Source organism: Delftia sp. DLF01 (assembly GCF_014852125.1).
Taxonomy (GTDB): domain Bacteria; phylum Pseudomonadota; class Gammaproteobacteria; order Burkholderiales; family Burkholderiaceae_C; genus Comamonas; species Comamonas acidovorans.
In genome coordinates, this window is the sequence record NZ_JACVAZ010000005.1 from 126291 (window position 1) to 144577 (window position 18287).

Sequence of the window (18287 nt, forward strand, 5' to 3'; positions counted from 1 at the left end):
ATGACAACCCTGGCACCGGCTTCCAGCTACACCCTGCATGAGCTGGACCTGTACAACTGGGGCGCCTTTGGGGGTCGCCATCAGGCCGGCATAGACATCGCCAATACAGCCATCATCGGCCCCACAGGCAGCGGCAAGACCACGCTGATCGACGCATTGATGACCTTGCTGTGCGCGAACCCTCGCTACAACCTGGCTTCCACCGGAGGTCATGAAAGCGACCGGGATCTGGTTTCCTACGTGCGCGGCGCCAGTGGCCCAGGGCACTCCGGAGACGGCAACGATCACTTGGCACGCAGCGGACGCAGCGTGACCGGCATCGCCGCCCGGCTGGTACGGACAGATGGCGAATCGGTGTTTATCGGCGCCTTGTTCTGGTTCGACGGCAGCAGCTCGTCAGCCAGCGATATGACAAGGCGATGGCTCTTTGCGCAGGGCCCGCAGCACAGCCTGGATCTTTGGCTGGAAGAACACCACAGCGGTGGTGCACGCGCTCTCGGCAGGCTGGAGAAAGGCTGCGAAGGCCTGCAGATCTTCACCAGCAAATCCCCGTATCTGGCACGTCTGCAAAGTTTCTTCGAAGTGGGCCCCAATGCCTTCACGCTGCTCAACCGTGCTGCCGGCCTCAAGCAGCTCAACAGCATCGATGAAATTTTCCGGGAGCTGGTGCTCGACGACCAGTCGGCGTTCGACGAGGCATTGGCCGTTGCCGACAGCTTTGATCAACTGGCTTCCATCCATGCGGATCTGGAGTTGGCCAACCGGCAATACCTTTCTTTGTTGCCGCTGCGCGAGCTGGCAAGGCAGGAGCAGGATCAGCAACTGCACATGCAGGAACTGCGCACACTCGAGGCGGCGCTGCCGCAATGGTTTGCCACGCAGGGCGTGCAACTTTGGGGCGATCGCGCCGCACAGCTACAGGAGCAGTTGGAACGGCAACAGCAGCAGGTAGACACCGATAGTTCGGCACTGGACAAAGCCAGCGCCCATGAGCAGAGCTTGCTGGAAATCTACCTGCGCTCCGGAGGCGGCGACATCAAGCTGCTGGAGCAAAGCATCGCCACGCAGGAAGCGGTGCTGGGGCAAAAGCAGGCCCATTTGGCCAGCTACCGCAAGCTGGCGCGCAATCTGGGTCTGGACGCCGGCACAGCCTCTCTCAACGCGTCCCTGCTGGCACAGCACCAGCAACAGGCGCAACCTGCACTGCAACAGCTGGAGGCTCGGCAGGCTGAACTTCTAGCGGCAGCCGAGGACGCAGTCACCAGTGAGCGCAATGCCCACGGCATGCTTCAGCAGCTGCAGACCGAACTCCATGCGGTACGGCTGCGCCCAGGCTCCAACCTGCCCACGGAATTCCAGCAGTTTCGCGCCGCACTGGCACAGCAGTTGCAACGTGCGCCCGAGGACCTGCCCTTCGTCGCCGAGCTGATCGAAGTCCAGAAGAACCAGCAGGCTTGGCGCGGTGCCATCGAACGCGCCATCGGCAGCCAGCGGTTGCGCATCATGGTGCCGCCGCAGGACATGCAGGCCGCTCTGGACTGGGTGAACCAGCGCCACAACCGCCTGCACGTGCGGCTGCTGGAGGTGCGCGACCCTCAGGAGCCCGTTCGATTCTGGGATGATGGCTTTTGCCGCCTGCTCAACCTCAAGCCGCACGCATACCAAAGTGCATTGCGCAGGTTGTTGGCGGATCTTGACCGGCACTGCGTGGAAAACAGCGAGGCGCTGCGGCGCACACCGCATGCGATGACACAGCAGGGACTGATGTCCGGCAAGGCACTGCATTTCGACAAGCAGGACCACAAGCGCATCGACCAGGACTGGATGACCGGCTTCGACAACCGCGACCGGCTGGCCCAGCTGGAACGGCAAGTGCACGAGCAGTCCGCGCAGTGGCAAGCCCTGGATCAACAAAAGCAGGCGGCAGTGGCAACTCATTCCGAATGCTCCAGCTTGCAGGGCCTGTGGCACAGGCTTCTAGAATTGCGTTTTGAAGATCTGGATGCGGCCGCAATCGAGACCAGGCTGCAAGGACTGCAGTCGCATCTGCAGGCCTTGCTGGATCCTCAGTCAGATACGGCCCAGGCCAAGAAGCGCTGGGCAGACGCACAAAAGCACCGACAGGATGCGGACAATGTGCTGCTGCAATCCAGGCTCAAGCACGCCGGACTCGAAGAGCGGCACACCAGCACCGAAAAGCGGCTGGCAGAGTACAAGGCGCGGCTGGACCCGGACGCTGGCGTGTACGAACTGGGCCACCGTCTGGAAAATTTGCTGCCCGGAGGCATGCCCGCGCTCGACTGTGACCGCCTTGCCAGCCAGGAGCGGCACACTCTGAACGAAGTTTATGGGCTGTCACAAACGCAACGCACCAGGTTGGCCGAACTGCACAAGGACATCATTCGCCAGATGAGCAAGGCCCAAAGGGAAGACAGCGGCGCACTGGCCGAGCAAACTCAGGACATCGAAGCTCTTTCCCACTACCTGGAACGGCTTGGCGTGCTGGAGGAGGAGGCCCTGCCCGAGAAGCGCCAGCGCTTCCAGGACTATCTCAACACCACGTCCGAGCAAGGTGTCAACGCATTGCTCAGCAACATAGAAACACAGGTCACCGAAATCACCGAACGCATAGGCGAGCTCAACCGCACGCTGGCGCGGGTCGATTTCCAGCCCGGCCGCTACCTGCAACTCAATCCCCAGCCCGTACTGCACCAAAGCCTGCAGGACCTGCACAAGGCGTTGGCCGAGCTGCGTTCGGAGCGGTTGCGCGATGACGAAGGCCGCAGCCACTACCAGGCGCTGCGCAACATGGTGGAGCTGCTGCGCGAACACGCAGCCAATCGCCGCACCAAGGCCGCGCAGGCCTTGCTGGATGCACGCTATCGGCTGCAATTCGCCGTACAGGTGCTGGACAGAGCGAACGGGCAGGTGCTGGAGCGGCGCACCGGCTCGCAAGGCGGCAGCGGAGGGGAAAAGGAAATCATCGCCAGCTATGTGCTCACCGCCTCACTGAGCTACGCGCTGTGTCCCTCGGGACGCAATCGCCCGGTATTCGGCACCATCGTGCTGGACGAGGCGTTCTCCAAAAGCTCGCAGGCGGTGGCAGCACGCATCATTCAGGCGCTGCGCGAATTCGGGCTGCATGCGCTGTTCGTCACGCCCAACAAGGAACTGCGTCTGCTGCGCAATCACACCCGCTCAGCGGTCGTGGTGCACCGCCGAGGCCAGCAAGCCACGCTGGCTTCGCTCAGTTGGCAAGAGCTGCATGACAGGGCCCACCTGCGCGCCGGTGCGCAGCATGCGCCATGAAATCCCCGCAGCAGCTGGCAAATCTGCTGGCAAACCAATGGCAGTCTGCCAATTGGCGTGAACAGCGCCTGCTAGGCGGCCCCTGCGCATGGCCTTTGCAACTGGCCATCGGTGCGCCAGATGCGCACAGCTTCCAGCACGACGGCGCGCAGTTGCGCGAACACCTGCAGCAATGGAGGCGCATCCACGAGCACGGACCGGGCCTGGTTGAATGGCGCAGTCGGCAGTACCGCAGTGGCGCATCGCCTATCGACATTCCCGCGCGTTGGATCCTACAGCGCCCGTCCGACTGGATGACGTCCATCACCACCCTGCGAGCCTCGGGTCACACGGATATTCACGCAGACTACCGAGCGCTGGCCAGTGTGCTGACGGAAGTGGATCCCATGTTCCATCGACTGCTGGTGCGCCGCCTGGCTTTGTGGCGGCATCTTCCTGCCGAGCAGGTGGTGAAAGCCGTGCAAATGGCCACACAACTGGAGCCTGGGTGCGCGCAGGGAATGCCGCTGCGCGCCTTGGCTATTGCAGGAAACGACAGCAAGTTCTTCGAACATCACGAAAGCCTGCTCAAAGCATTGCTCGACGTACGCTTTGAGGGCGAAGCCAGTCGCCAAGGCCTGGCCTCCTTCCTCGGAGCCAGCCAGGAAGGAGAGCACTGGCTGCTGGTCGCACCTTTGGCAGAAGGATTGCTGCCATTCAAGCGCATGCGCATCACAGCCAGTGAGTTGCATGACACGGCCTTGCCAGCAAAACGCATTTTGCTGATTGAAAACGACCGATGTCTGCACCAACTGCCCAAGCCGATACCGGACACCATCGCCATCCTGGGCGCGGGCCTGAACCTGGGGTGGCTTGACGCCCCATGGCTGCTGGGCTGCAACGTCGCCTACTGGGGTGACATGGACACGTGGGGCCTGGCCATGCTGGCCAGCGCGCGCCGGCACCTGCCCCATCTGCACCCGCTGTTGATGGATCTGGCCAGTTTCCACGCCCACTCAAGGCTTGCAGTCGCTGAGCCCGTGCATGCCGAAACCCCGCCACCCGACGCACTGAGGCCCGACGAAGCCGCGCTGGACCAGCACCTGCGCACGCTGGAGAAAGGCCGCCTGGAACAGGAATTCCTGCCGCGTGCGGCGGTGTTGCAGGCCGTTGAAAACTGGCTGGGCTTCTCGATGCCCCAGGATTTACCGGCAACCTAAGGCCCTGCACAACTTCCAGATGCCGCAACGGTGCACAATGCGCACCCCATGAGATCCCCCATCAGCATCGTCGACGTCGACCGCCTCGACTCCTGGAGCAAATACAAGCCCGGCATGTGCGACAGCTGTGCGGCCAACTGCTGCACCATGCCGCTGGAGGTGCAGCTGCCCGATCTGGTGCGGCTGGAACTGGTGGATCCGTTCGAGGTGGACAACGTGGAGCCCAAGCTCATCGCCAAGCGGCTGATGAAGATGCGCTTGATCGACCACTACAACCCCAAGCACAACATCTTCACCATGGCGCGGCGCGCCAGCGGGGACTGCAATTTCCTGGATGCCAAGTCGCGGCGCTGCACGGTATACGACAAGCGACCCGAAACCTGTCGCCTGCACCCCAAGAAGGGGCCCAAGCCCGGCTTTTGCGCCTACGGTCACAAGGACCGCTGAAACGGCTTCAGGCCGTGGGCAACCCGGGCAGCCAGATCCTTGCCTGCAGGCCCGGATGCATGTTCTCGAAGCCCAGCTTGCCGCCGTGCAACTGCACGATGGCCAGCACGCTGGCCAGGCCCAGGCCGTAGCCTTCGCGGTCCGATTCGGCGCGGTAAAAGCGGGTGCTCATCTTCTCGCGCGTCTGCGCATCCACGCCGGGGCCGCGGTCCTGCACGATGATTTCCACGCCCCAGGCGCCGCCGTCCATGCCGTGCTCGTGGGCCACGCCCGCGCGCAGCAGCATGTCGGCGCCGTGGTCGCTGTCGGGCAGTGATCCGTACTTGATGGCGTTGTCCACGAGGTTGGCCACAGCGCTGGCCAGCAGGTCGCCGTCACCCAGCGCCATGGGCGTGCCCTCGACCTCCAGGCGCAGCACGCCGCCTGCGTCCTCGACCAGCGGTTCGTAGAACTCCACCACGTCGACCAGCAGGGCACGCAGGTCCACGGGCGCGAAGTTCTTGCGGCTGGCGCCGCTTTCCACTTCGGCGATCTGCAGCAGCTTGTCGAAGACCACACCCAGCTCGGCCACTTCCTGGGCCACCAGCGCCAGCGTCTCGTTCTTTTCCTCGGGCGTGGCCTGCTGGGCATTGCGCAGGCGCAGCAGGATGCGCGTCAGCGGCGTGCGCAGGTTGTGGGCGATGGTGTTGGAGACATGGCGTATGCCGTCCATCAGCAGTTCCAGCCGGTCCAGCATGGTGTTGATGTCGCGGTTGAGCAGCGTGAACTCATCGTCGCGGCGCGTGACCGGGATGCGCTGGCGCAGGTCGCCCGTGGCCACGCGCGCCATGGTGCTGCGGATGTCGGCGGCACGCTCTTCCACCACGCGCCGGAAGGCCCCAGCGCCCAGCACGGCCATGCCCAGGGCCACCAGGCCGGCCAGCAGGCTGGCGCGGCCGAACAGTTCCTCCACATCGCTTTGCACCTGCATGTCGCTGCCCACGGCCAGCAGCTTGCCGTCGGACAGCTGGGCCACGGCCACGCGGCCCGCGATGATGCGGCCGTTGCGCCGCACCTTGAGATCGCGCACGCCCATCTCCGTCAGGCGGCGTGCGGGCACCACGTCGGCGTTGCCGATGATGGGATTGCCGTCGCCATCCATGAGGATGAGGATTTCGGTATCGGTGTTGACGCCGTCCAGCAGGGTCTGCTGGATCTCGGCCTCCAGCGCGGGCTCGCCGTACTTGTCGCGGTGCTCGACCAGGCGGCGCATGTGGTTCTCGGCCTGCCGGTCCATGCGCATGCGCAGCACGCCCACGGTCTGCACGTAGAACACCGACAGCACGATGGACATGGTCAGCACCAGCAGCACGCCGTAGGTCAGCGCCAGCCGGAAGGCCGTGGAGCTCCAGGGCTTGGCCAGCGACATCGGGTCAGGCCACCTGCGGCAGGTCCTGCGGCCGGTCCGACAGGCTGTAGCCCACGCCGCGCACGGTGTGGATCAGCGCGGGCTCGAAGCCCTTGTCCACCTTGCCGCGCAGGCGGCTGATGTGCACGTCGATGACATTGGTCTGCGGGTCGAACCGGTAGTCCCACACCGACTCCAGCAGCATGGTGCGCGTGACGATCTGGTGCGCATGCTGCATCAGAAAGGCCAGCAGGCGGAACTCGCGCGGCTGCAGGGCCAGCGGCTGGCCCGCGCGCTCGGCGCTGCGCGTGAGCAGGTTCAGCCGCAGGTCGGCCAGGCGCATCTCGCGCGCAGGGGCCGGGATCTGGGCGCGGCGCACCAGGGCCTCCAGGCGCGCCGAGAGTTCGGAGAAGGCAAAGGGCTTGGTCAGGTAGTCATCGCAGCCGGCCTTGAGGCCGCGCACGCGCTCGTCCGTGGCCGACAGGGCGCTGAGCACCAGCACCGGCGTCTGCTTGCCCATGGAGCGCAGCGTCTGCAGGATCTGCAGGCCGTCGAAGCCGTTGGGCAGCATGCGGTCGAGGATGATCACATCCCAGCTCTCGCCCACGGCCATGGCGATGCCCTGCACACCATCGCTGCACACCGCCACCTGCGCACCCTGCTGGCGCAGGCCTTCGGCGATGTAGCGCGCGTTCAGCGCGTCGTCTTCGATGATGAGATAGCGGTACATGCGGGCGGCAGGGCCTGACTCGAAACTGAGGCAGACACTATACGGCGCGCCAGACTCCGCCGATATCGGTGGGGGTGCCGGCATGTTTACCACCTCTTTTCAGCCTTGGGCTGCGCTGCGCGGCATCGCACCGCATGAAACTGGCGTGATCCGGACCAGGCACACCGGGGGGTGCCACCCAGGGTCCGACCGCCCCTCCCGCACAGCAGGAGGGGAAGGGCGTCAAGCGCCTCAGGGCGCCGCCCACATCGGCAGATCGCCGCTGGCCACGCGCACCTGCCACTCGGCCAGCATCATTTCCTTGACCAGGTCCAGGTGCTCCAGGCGGTGCTCGTTGATCGATCCCAGCGAATCGATCAGCTCCAGGATGGAGCCCTGACCCAGCTTGTAGGCGTCCTGGGCCATCTGGTTGAGCGGCGCGATCTGCGCCAGGCCCTGCTTTTCGTAGGCGCGCACGGCATCGCGGCGCAGCTTCAGTTGCTTGATGGCGCGCTGCAGCTCGGTACGCGCCTCGATCAGCGCGGCGTCGTAGCGCAGCTGGGCCTGTTCGGCCTCCACCTGGGCTCGGGCGATGGGGCCTTCGCGGCGATCGAACAGCGGCAGCTCCACCGACACGCCGATCTGGTTGTAGTTGCCGTCAAGGCGGTTGCGCACGCGCGCCACGCTCACGCTGGGCGTGGGCAGGGCTTCGCGGCGTTCCAGCTCGACCTTGTGGCGCAGCTGGTCCAGCTCGGCCTGGGCAGCGACCAGGGCCGGCAGGCGCTGGCGCGCGGCCTCCCAGAGCTCCTGCTCGTGCAGCAGTTGGCCCACGGGCACGGCCTGCAGGCTGCCCGTGGCGCGCGGCGCCCATTGGGGCAGGGCGGCCAGGGCGGCGGCGTGCGAGGCGGCGTCCTGCCAGTCCGACTGGGCCTGGCTGACCTGCATGGCCATCTGGGCCTGCTGCAGGCTCAGGCGCGCGCCGTCATAGCGGCTGCGCGCGCCGGCCTCGATCTGGCCGCGCACGATATTGCCTGCGCCGTTCAGCGACTCCTGCGCCTCTTCCCAGACCTTCAGGCGCTGCTGCGTCATCAGCAGGTCGATGAAGGCCGTGGCTGCATCGTTGAGCGTGGTGGCCACGGCCACCTCGACATTGGCACGCGCCGCTGTCTCGCCCTTGCGCGCGTTCTCCATGCGCAAACGCCGCTGGCCGAAGATGGGCAGCGGCTGCTCGATGCCCCACTGCTTCTCGCCCGGCTTGCTGCTGTACGACGCCGTGGGATTGGGAAACGCCGCCGCCGTGCGGCTGTCAGCCTGCGCAATCCCGATCTGCAGCCGCTGCGCCGCCAGCTGGGGCTGGTTGCGCACCACCATCTGCAGATACTCCTGCATCCCCACCGGCTGCTGCGGCGCCGCCGCCGGAGCCACCTCGGAGGCAGGCGCCGCAGTGATGGCCGGCACAGCCGTCCCGCCCGGTACAGCGGGCACAGCGGGCACAGCCTGCTGCGCAAGCGCAGAACCCGCCCCCCAGCACAGCGCCACAGCCACAAACAGGGCCCGATAAGGTGAACGACCCGCAAAACCGGCACGGCCCAAATCAGAGACGCCAAGCAAGAGCCGCCTCGCGGCGATGGCGTCGTCCCCCTCCCGCGAAGCGAGAGAGGGGGAAGCGGCGCAGCCGCTCAGGGGGTGCTTACTCTTTTTCATCGAGTTCTTCCTGCGTCAACATGTTCTTGGGGCCCAGCAGCGCATAGAGCACGGGCAGCAGCACCAGGGCCACCAGGGGCAGCACCACCATGCCGCCCACGATCACGGAGGCGAAGGGCTTTTGCGTCTCGCTGCCCACGCCCGTGGACAGCGCCATGGGCAGCAGGCCCAGCAGCGCCAGCAGCGCCACGAGCACGATGGAGCGCATGCGCTCGGCAGCGCCCTCGACCAGGGCCTGCATCATGGGCATGCCCTGCCGTCGCAGCTCCTCCACGGCCGAGATCACCAGCAGGCCGGCCAGCGCCACCTGTCCCAGCAGCGCGATGAAGCCGATGGCCGCGCTGATGGACAGCTCGATGCCCGCAAAGTGCAGGGCCGCGATGCCGCCCACCATGGTGAAGGGCGCGCACAGCAAGATGATGCCGGCGCTGCGCGCCTGGCCCAGCGCGCCGAACAGCAGGGCGTAGACGATGATCAGCGACAGCGGCACCACGATCTTCAGGCGTGCGGCCGCGCGCTGCTGGTTCTCCCACTCGCCGCCCCAGACGGCCTGGTAGCCCTCGGGGATCTTCACGTTCTTCTTGAACGTGGCCAGCGTGTCCTTGACCACGGAGCCGATGTCGCGGCCTTCCACGTTGAACTTGAGCGCCATGTAGCGCGCATTGCCTTCGCGGAAGATGGAGGAGTTGCCGATCTTGATGGCCACCTGGCCCACCGAGTGCAGCGGCACCGAGCCGCCCGCAGCGCCATTGGGCAGGGGGATGGCGATGTTGCGGATGCGCTCCTCGTCCATGCGGTCCACATAGGGCAGGCGCACGCGCACGGGCACGGGGTACTCGCCCTCCCACAGGGTGGTGGAGATGTTGCCGGCCAGCGCCGCCTCCAGCGTCTTTTGCGCGGTCTCCATGGCAATGCCCTGGCGCGCCAGCGACTGGCGGTCGAACTCCACGTGGACCTGGGGTGCAGGCGCATCGCGGTACAGGCCCAGATCGACCACGCCGTCGATGTCCTTCACCAGGTCCACGGTCTGCTGCAGGATGGAGCGCAGCTGCGGAATGTCGGGGCCGAAGACCTTGAGCACCACCTGGCCACGCGCGCCGGACGTCGATTCCTCCACGCTGTCGCGGATGGGCTGGGCGAAGTTGAACGACACGCCCGGAATCTCGCCCAGCGTGGCGCGCATCTGCTCGATGAGCTGGGGCTTGGTCAGGCCCTTGCGCCATTCGCCGTGGCCCTTCAGGCGCACCAGCACCTTGGCCAGGTTCAGCGTCTCGTTGTCGGTGCCGGACTCGGGCCGGCCCTGCTCGGTAGTGACGGTGATCACCTCGGGGAAGGTCTTCAGGCGCAGGCGCACGTCGCGCAGCACTTCCTGGCCCTTTTCCAGCGAGATCGATGCGGGCATCTGCACCAGCACATAGGCATCGCCTTCATCGAGCTCGGGCAGGAATTCCGTGCCCAGCCAGGCCGCCGACAGGCCGGCCGCCACCAGGATGGCGAGCGAGCCGACGATGACGATGACGCGGCGGCGCCCGGCACCCAGCAGGGTGCCGATCCAGTGCTGGTAGCCGTGGTGCGCGCGGTCGAAGATCTTGGGCTCTTCCACCATCACGTGCTGGGGCTTGAGGAACAGCGCGCACAGCGCCGGCACCAGGCCCATGGCGAAGACCAGGGCGCCCAGCAGCGCGAAGCTGTAGGTCATGGCCAGCGGACGGAAGATGCGGCCCTCGATGCTTTCCAGCGAGAACACGGGGATCAGCGCCGCGATCACGATGGCCATGGCGAACAGCGTGGGCTTGGCCACGGCCACGGCCGAGTCGATGATGATGTGGCGCATGTCCGCCTGCGTCTGCGGCTTGCGCAGGCGGGCGTTGCGGATGATGTTCTCGGCCAGCACCACGGCGCCGTCCACCATGATGCCGAAGTCGATGGCGCCCATGGAGATCAGGTTGGCCGGCATGCCCAGCAGGTGCAGGCCGATGAAGGCCACCAGCAGCGACAGCGGGATCACCGTGGCCACGATCAGCGAGCCGCGCAGACTGCGCAGGAACAGCCACAGCACGCCCACGATCAGCGTGGCGCCGAACAGCAGGTTGTGCTGCACCGTGCCCAGCGTGTGGCCGACCAGGTCGGAGCGGTCGTAGTTGGTCTCCATGTGCATGCCCTCGGGCAGGCCGCCGTCATTGAGCGCGGCCACCTTGGCATGGATCTGGTCCAGCACCACCGAGGGGTTCTCGCCGCGCTTGAGCAGCACGATGCCCTGGACCACGTCGTCGGCATCGTCCATGCCCACCGAGCCCTGGCGCGGCGTATGCGACTGCACCACGCGCGCCACGTCGCCAATGGTCACGGGCGCGCTGCCGCGCATGGCCACCACCACGCCCTGGATCTCCTGCGGTGTGCGCAGCAGGCCGATGCCGCGGATGATCAGCGACTGCTCGCCGCGGCGCATCAGGCCGCCGCCCACGTTGCGGTTGGACTTGGACAGGGCATCGCTCACGTCTTCCAGCGACAGGCCCAGCGCATACAGCTTCTCGGGATCCACCTCGACGTGGTACTCCTTGACGAAGCCGCCGATGCTGACCACGTCGGCCACGCCCTGCACCTGCTTGAGGGTGCGGACCACGCGCCATTCCTGCTCGGTGCGCAGCTGTGCCAGCGTGTGGCGGTCGCTCTTCAGGCGGTAGTAGAAGATCTTGCCCAGCGGCGTGTAGTCGGGCGCCATCTCGGGCGTGACGCCGTCGGGCAGATTGGCCTGGGGCAGGCGCTGCGACACCTCGGCGCGCGCATGGAAGCTGTCGGCATCGTCATTGAAGACGAGGTTGATCATGGCCAGGCCGAAGTAGCTCTCCGAGCGCAGCGACACCAGGCCCGGCGTGCCGTTGAGCTCGCGCTCCAGCGGCTGGGTGATCTGGCGCTCCACCTCCTCGGGGGCCAGGCCCGGCGCCTGGGCAATCACGCCGACCTGCACATTGGTCACATCGGGATAGGCCTCGATGGCCGTGTGCAGGTATGAATACACGCCATAGATGGCGATGATCAGGGTGGCACACAGGGCGACGAGCCGCCGGTGCACCACAAACGCTATCAGGGAACGCAGCATTGATGAGTCTCCTGGCCGCGATCAGAGCAGCTGGCTGGCTGCGCCGTCGAGCAGCAGGCCACCGCGCACGACGATCTTTTCACCCGACTTCAGGCCCGACACCACGGGCACCATGCCGCGCGAGGGCCGGCCCAGCACCACGGTGCGGGCCTCGAACTGCTGCTCGCCGGTCTGCACGAAGACGATGCTGCGGCTTTCATCCTTGATGAGCACGGCCGTCACGGGGATCAGCATCTCGTGCTCGTTGGAGACCTGCAGGCCCACGCGCGCCTGCATGCCGGAACGCAGCACGGGGTTTTGCGCATCGAGCTGCACGATGACGGAGGCGCGGCGCGACTCCTTGTCCAGCGTGGCGCCCAGGTGGCGCACCGTGCCGGTCAGGGGCTTGGGCAGCTGCGGCACATCGACCTGCACGGCACTGCCCAGGCGGATGCCGGGCAGATCGCTTTCAAAGACATCGGCCACCACGTTCATGGCGGCGGGATCTCCGATCAGGAACAGCTCGCCGCTGGGCTCGACGGAGGCGCCGACCACGGCCTTGCGCTCGGCCACCACGCCGGCGCGCGGCGCACGCAGCACCAGCCGGTCGCCACCGCCTTGCCCCAGCAGCGCCGACGTGCCCTGGGCACGCGCCAGCTCCTGGGCCGACTCGCGCAGCTTGGCCTGGGCCGCACGCAGATCCACTTCCACGCCCACGCCCTTGTCCACCATGGTCTGCTGGCGCCGCACTTCCACGGTTGCCACGTCATGCGCGCTGCGGGCAGCTTCCACCTCGTAGCGCACGCGCAGCGCCTCGGGGCTGACCAGGGTGGCCAGCTCGTCGCCGGCCTTGACGATGTCACCCACGTGGGCACGAACCGACACCACGCGCGCGGCCAGCGGCACCGAGACAGTGGCCACGCGGTCCTCGGCAAAGGCCACACGCGCGGGCGCCCAGGCCATTTGCGTGCCCTGCGGATCGGCCACCACGGCGATGTCCAGCATCTTCAGCGACTCGGGCTTGACCCGCACCACGCCGGCCGGCGCGGGCGCCTGCGCGGCAGGTTCGTTCTGTGCCGATGCCTTGGATGCATCGCAGCCCGCCACAAGGCAGGCCACGGCGATGACAGCGCATGCCGATGCCGCCGGAAACCGGGCTGCCTTGGGCAGGCCCGCAAATGTCTTGATCATTCTTGCCCCTTCAATCCATGCCTGGAGCGCAGGGACTGCAGCGAGCCGACCCTTGTCTCCTGAGATGAAACAGATGCTAGAAAACGCATCTTCCTGCGTGCGTGAAGCCTTCATTACCGTTTGGTAAGACATTCGCGTACCTGGGCCGGCGCCCAGGGCTGATCCCTGGCAGGGATCGCCTGCGCTTTTTCGAGATCCAGCGCGATCCGCTGCGCCGCCGCGGACCTGCCGCCTGGCGGTGCACCAAGGCCCCAGCCGCAGCGGCTGCAGCGGTCGCAGACCTGTGGATATCCCGGGGAAAAACGTGCTTTGCAAAGCCAAAGATCTGCACAGGCCCTGTTTTCCACAGTGGTGACAACTTCCACCATCCTCTGTAAATCGCGGGGAAACTGAACCCATGAAAAATCCGTTGCAAATCAACGGTGAATGGCGACAATCACCCAATCAATCCACAAGCATGCCAACAACATGCACACAGGATTGATCACAGGCCGAACGCCCTGGCCGCTGTGGGCAAGACTGTGGATGCAGCCACGCGCATGGTCATCAACGGCCATGGGAACAATCCAGGAACAGCCGGTGGACAGATGTCCATCCCGGTGACCGATACCCACCTGTGCACACATGCGATTGGCGGGTTCAGTGATCCATATGACGGGCAGCTTGTAGGCTGTACGGCATACGAAAAACGCGCTTTGTGCGCTGTATTTCATAAGATTTCGCATCTTATTTAATACATATCACTGTACGAATCTTTATAAACAGATGGACCAAGATGATCCATTTGGTCAAAACACGCCGAAATGCATGAAAAAAAATGGGCTGATCAGGCCCTGAAATCCTTTGATGACGTGGTCGGGGCCATCCCAGGGTTCCGAAATCGTGAGGGGCAGCGAAAAATGGCAGCCCAGATCGCGCAGACCTTCAGCCAGGCCCAGCTGGGAAAAATCGATGAGGGCGCACCGGAGCCCACCCGGTCCATTGCCGTGGTGCAGGCCGGAACGGGGGTGGGCAAATCGCTGGCGTACAGCATTCCCGCCATTTCGATGGCGCTGGCGCGCGGCACCCGGGTGCTGATTTCCACGGCCACCGTCGCCCTGCAGGAACAGCTGGTGAACAAGGATCTACCCGCGCTGGCCCAGCAGCTGGAGCAGCCCTTCAAATTCGCGCTGGCCAAGGGGCGGGGCCGCTTTGTCTGCAAGCTCAAGCTGGAGCGGCTGGCCAGCACCGGCGAGGCCCAGGACGAGGATCTGGACGATCTGTTCGCCGAAGAAAAGGCGCAGGCCCAAAGCCGCGTGGCACGCCCGGCCCAGGAGCTGGAGGCGCGCATGCAGTTCTACAAAAGCATGGCCAACGCGCTGGCGTCCCAGGCCTGGGACGGCGACCGCGACTCTCTGGAGACCCCGCCCGAGGCCGAGGCCTGGAGCCCCGTGGCGGCCGAATCCTCGTCCTGCACCGGCAAGCACTGCCCGGCCTTCAGCAACTGCGTCTACTACGAGCGCCGCAAGGACCTGGTGGCCGCCCAGGTCATCGTGGCCAACCACGATCTGCTGCTGTCCTCCCTGGGTGCGCGGCTGCTGCCCGAGCTGGACAACTGCCTGCTGGTGCTGGACGAAGCCCACCATCTGCCCGCCACGGCGCTGGGCCAATTCGCCGGCGAGATGGACCTGAGCCGCCTGGGCTGGATAGACAAGCTGACCAGCCGCGCCCTGCGCGTGAACACTATGGTCGAGGTCGAAGAACTGGCAGACCTTCCAGCCCATGCCAGCCAGCTGCGCCAGCAGCTGCAGGAACTGGCGCGCCTGGTGATGGAGCTGTACGGCGATACGCTCAAGTCGCAAAAGGACAGCTGGGGGCCGGCGCGGGTGCGCGCACCGCGCGGCATGCTGCCCGAGCCCCTGCTGGAGCCTCTGGGCAAGGCCGCTCACCATGCCAACAGCTTTCTGGATGCGCTGCGTGCCATCTCCAAGGCACTGCGCGCCGCCATCAAGGACAATCCAGAGGAAGCACGCAGGCTGTCTACAGCTTATGCACAGGTTGGCGCACTGGCTCCCCGCCTGGAATCCGTCTATGACACGGCCCAGTTGCTGATGCAGCAGCCAGCGCAGGATGACGACAGTAGCCGCGTTCCCAATGCGAAATGGTTTACGTTGGAGACAGATGGCGAGTACATCGTGGTCAAGGCCCATGCCAGCCCCATCCTGCCCGGTGCCACGCTGCGCCACCATCTGTGGTCCCAGGTGCGCGGTGCCGTGCTCACGTCGGCCACCCTGACCAGCTGTGGACAATTCGACTTCTTTTTGCGCGAGGCAGGCCTGCACGACGATGCGGCCGTGACCACGCTGGAAGTGCCCAGCCCCTTCGACTACGCGCGCCAGGGCACCCTGGTGGCGCGCGAAACCGTGGCCGACCCCAAGGAGGCCGCCCGCTTCACCCAGGAGATGGTGGACGCGCTGCTGGGCGACCTGTCCCAGGTGCAGGCCGGCGCCCTGGTGCTGTTCACCTCGCGCGAGCAGATGCGCCTGGCGGTCGATGCGCTGTCCACGGCCATGCGCTCGCAGGTGCTGGTGCAGACGGCCATGCCCCGCGCCCTGCTGCTGGCCCGCCACCGCGATGCCGTGGAGATGGGCGAGCCGTCCATCATCTTCGGCATGCAGTCCTTCGGCGAGGGCCTGGACCTGCCCGGCGCGCTGTGCGAGTCCCTGTTCATCACCAAGCTGCCCTTTGCCCCGCCCGATGACCCCGTGGGCGAGGCCCGGGCCGAATGGCTGCGCAGCAGCGGCCGCAACCCCTTCAATGAGCTGGTGGTGCCGGCCACGGCGATCCGCCTGGCCCAGTGGGTGGGCCGCGCCATACGCACCGAGGAAGACCAGGCCCATGTGTATTGCTATGACCGGCGCCTGGTGAACACCAGCTATGGCCAGCAGCTGCTCAAGGGCCTGCCGCCCTTTGCCTTGCAGCGCCGCCCGGCACGCTGAGCCGGACCCTGTGGAAAGCATGCGAAAAACAGGCCACGCCCTGTCGCCACTGCATTCCCTTGCATACGCAAGTCATTGATCACGGCTGATTTTTTCAATCAGCGAGCTTGCCGATTGCCCACAGGCCACTTGCACATAGCCTGTGGGCAACCGTATTTCCCGGCTCCCGCATCTCCCTACATGCCCTCTGCAGCACGGTCCCGGATCCCGCTGGATACCGCTGGATCTCGCAGACCGTGCCTGCTCCCCGGCCCCGCCATACCCGCCAACAGACCCCTCCAACAGGCCTGTGGAACGCCCAGGACGCGCTGGCGCGTGCAACCCAGGGCCTGACAGCTGCCAAGCCTCCACGGTCCTCTGCAGGCCGCTGAAGCGCTCGGGCTGATTCACGTCCTCTTGCCCTGGTGCGCCAGCAGCCATCACTTTTCGTGATTGCCCTTGCCTGGACTGGATCTGCTGCTCCTGATCTGGATGCGCAGTGCTCTTGCAGGCTGGCAACAAGGGGTTGAATTTTTTTGAATGGCCGAACACTGCCCCTGGCGCATCCGCTTGCGTCCGCCTGGCAGGCTGCGTTTTCCTGAAGTCTTCCACGTCCAGTGCACAGCCCGTTGTGGAAAAGCGCCCGTTCCACAGCGTTCCTGCGAGGCCGCGAGGAAGTCTTGTCTTCGTGCGTCTTCGTGCATACGGCCATGGCGCGCGAACCGATCCGGAATTTTTTTGAACACAGGCGCGCCAATTTCGCTGGAGCAGTCCCTCGTCTGGACATGCCCAGGCTCCAGACAACCTGGCACGTCTGTTTTTTTGAAAAACCGTTCGGCCTTCGCTTCCCCGCGTGACTTCGCCTTTGGTTGTTCTTTGATCTTCTTATAAAGAATAGTCGTAGTAGTAGAGGCATGACATCTCTGTGGATAACTCACTATTTCTCAAAAAAAACAATGTCTTGCCCGATTGAAAAACATGTGATCAAAGCCCTGTTCCCGGTGTCTCCTGAACGGGGATAGTTTGCCCGTTTCGATTTTTTCTGTGGATAACTGTTGAGTTGGTCTTCATCTATCCACAGTTTTGTGCGAGGTGCATTTTTTTCTTTATTGCACTTCAAGTTATTGATCTATAAGGATTTTTTGGTTTACACAGATGAAAAGAAGGCTTGCCAGACAGGGATGAGCACATGGTCTGCCAGTGCTGTGACCTGTTGACAGGCTTTTTTTTCTGATGGATCGGCTGCCTTTTTTTATCCAGAACGGTCTTGCCGCTGTGAAAAACCGTCCTTGGCTGTTATTCCTATCTCTCTTATTTTTTAATTAGTAGTAGTAGTAAGTGAAGTGCTTAATTGTTGATAACTGAATTTGTCTTATAAAAATCAACAACTTAAGATACTTCAAACCCTGTGGTGGATGCTGCTTCGCTGCTGCACCCGTTTTGGGCACAACTTTCCATGGCGCATCCTCCTTGTGGATAAGCAGGGATTTACGAGTTTTTTATGCCCAGGTTTTTCCACAGGGTGGTTGAGGACAAAAAAAGACCACCTCGAAGGTGGTCTTGCCGGGATCCGCAACCGTGATCAGAAATGGTGGGCGTAGCGCAGCTGCAGGAAGTTTTCGCCGGGGTTGGGTTTCTTGATGCCTGCGTTGGAATGGTGCTCCAGCCGCAGCACCAGCTCATGCTGGCCCTGGCTGCCAAACAGGTAGCCCACGCCGATATGGGTGGCGAAGTTGTAGCGCGTGGGGAATTCCTTCTCGTCCGTGACGTAGCGACGGTTCAGCGCCCAGCTCAGGCCCACGCCGGTTTCTGCAAACCAGGGCGACTGCCCGTTGCTGGGGCGCCAGCGCACGGTGGGATTCACGCCGATGACCCAGGTGCCGCGATCGCGACCCTCCAGCGGCGCCGACCAGCGGGCGCCCCAGACATCCCAGTAGCCGCTGAGCTGGCCGCCCCACAGCGCATGGCGCCAGTTGCGCCAGGGCACGGTGACGCCCACGGTCCAGCTGTCGGCACTGTGCTCGGCCGCGCCGTATTGCAGGTACATGGAGGGGGAGGATTCCGGCGTGGACTGCGCCTGCGCCGCCAGGGGCAGGACGGCCGCTGCACCGGCCAGCAGCACGGCGGCAAAACTTCCGGTTCGTCCTGGTCGCTCTGGTCGCCCTGAACGTTCTGGTGGATGTTTGCGCGCCGTTGCGTGGTTCTGGCAGCTGGATGGCGTCGTTTGAGTGTTTTTGGGGGCCATGATCTTCTCCGGGGCAGCACACAATGCTGTGCCTGTTCCACTCTAGGCAGTCCGGGGAAG

Annotated in this window: 10 protein-coding genes; 4 read left to right on the forward strand and 6 right to left on the reverse strand. The window is 64.8% G+C overall.

Translation table 11 applies throughout. The features are described 5' to 3' along the window. The 3 genes from IB269_RS24320 to IB269_RS24330 are packed head-to-tail and all read left to right on the forward strand — an operon-like array spanning window position 1 to window position 4955. Complete coding sequence (locus tag IB269_RS24320) at window positions 1–3309, forward strand: ATP-binding protein (protein ID WP_225614285.1); 3309 nt, start codon at window positions 1–3, stop codon at window positions 3307–3309. Beyond that, the gene (locus IB269_RS24325; RefSeq protein ID WP_192368546.1) at window positions 3306–4508 is read left to right on the forward strand and encodes a Wadjet anti-phage system protein JetD domain-containing protein; all 1203 of its coding nucleotides are present in this window, start codon (window positions 3306–3308) and stop codon (window positions 4506–4508) included. Before IB269_RS24320 ends, IB269_RS24325 begins: the two co-directional genes overlap by 4 nt. Before the next feature lie 48 nt (window positions 4509–4556). Further along, entirely contained in the window at window positions 4557–4955 is a 399-nt protein-coding gene (locus IB269_RS24330; RefSeq protein ID WP_013799932.1) for a YkgJ family cysteine cluster protein, read from the forward strand. 7 nt (window positions 4956–4962) lie between these two features. Here IB269_RS24330 and IB269_RS24335 read toward each other — a convergent pair whose 3' ends face one another. From IB269_RS24335 to IB269_RS24355, 5 genes are all read right to left on the reverse strand, one after another. Continuing rightward, a complete protein-coding gene (locus tag IB269_RS24335) occupies window positions 4963–6363 on the reverse strand; it encodes a sensor histidine kinase (protein WP_013799933.1) in 1401 nt (466 codons plus the stop codon). 4 nt (window positions 6364–6367) lie between these two features. Further along, window positions 6368–7072 carry a response regulator transcription factor gene (locus tag IB269_RS24340; protein WP_017407046.1) on the reverse strand — a complete coding sequence of 235 codons (705 nt, stop codon included), beginning with the start codon at window positions 7070–7072 and terminating at the stop codon, window positions 6368–6370. Window positions 7073–7303: 231 nt separating this feature from the next. After that, a complete protein-coding gene (locus IB269_RS24345) occupies window positions 7304–8509 on the reverse strand; it encodes a TolC family protein (RefSeq protein WP_232245679.1) in 1206 nt (401 codons plus the stop codon). 232 nt (window positions 8510–8741) lie between these two features. After that, complete coding sequence (locus tag IB269_RS24350; RefSeq protein WP_192368547.1) at window positions 8742–11855, reverse strand: efflux RND transporter permease subunit; 3114 nt, start codon at window positions 11853–11855, stop codon at window positions 8742–8744. A gap of 21 nt (window positions 11856–11876) precedes the next feature. Next, window positions 11877–13025, reverse strand: coding sequence for an efflux RND transporter periplasmic adaptor subunit (locus IB269_RS24355; RefSeq protein ID WP_012201959.1), 1149 nt, complete (start codon window positions 13023–13025; stop codon window positions 11877–11879). An 803-nt stretch (window positions 13026–13828) separates the two neighbouring features. Between IB269_RS24355 and dinG the strand changes: the two genes are divergently transcribed. Next, entirely contained in the window at window positions 13829–16003 is a 2175-nt protein-coding gene (gene dinG / locus IB269_RS24360) for an ATP-dependent DNA helicase DinG (protein WP_192368548.1), read from the forward strand. 1561 nt (window positions 16004–17564) lie between these two features. On the opposite strand, the gene IB269_RS24365 is transcribed toward dinG, so the two are convergent. Next, window positions 17565–18227 (reverse strand): acyloxyacyl hydrolase, encoded by a 663-nt coding sequence (locus IB269_RS24365; protein WP_099732609.1) that lies wholly within the window; start codon window positions 18225–18227, stop codon window positions 17565–17567. Between the last annotated feature and the right edge of the window lie 60 nt (window positions 18228–18287).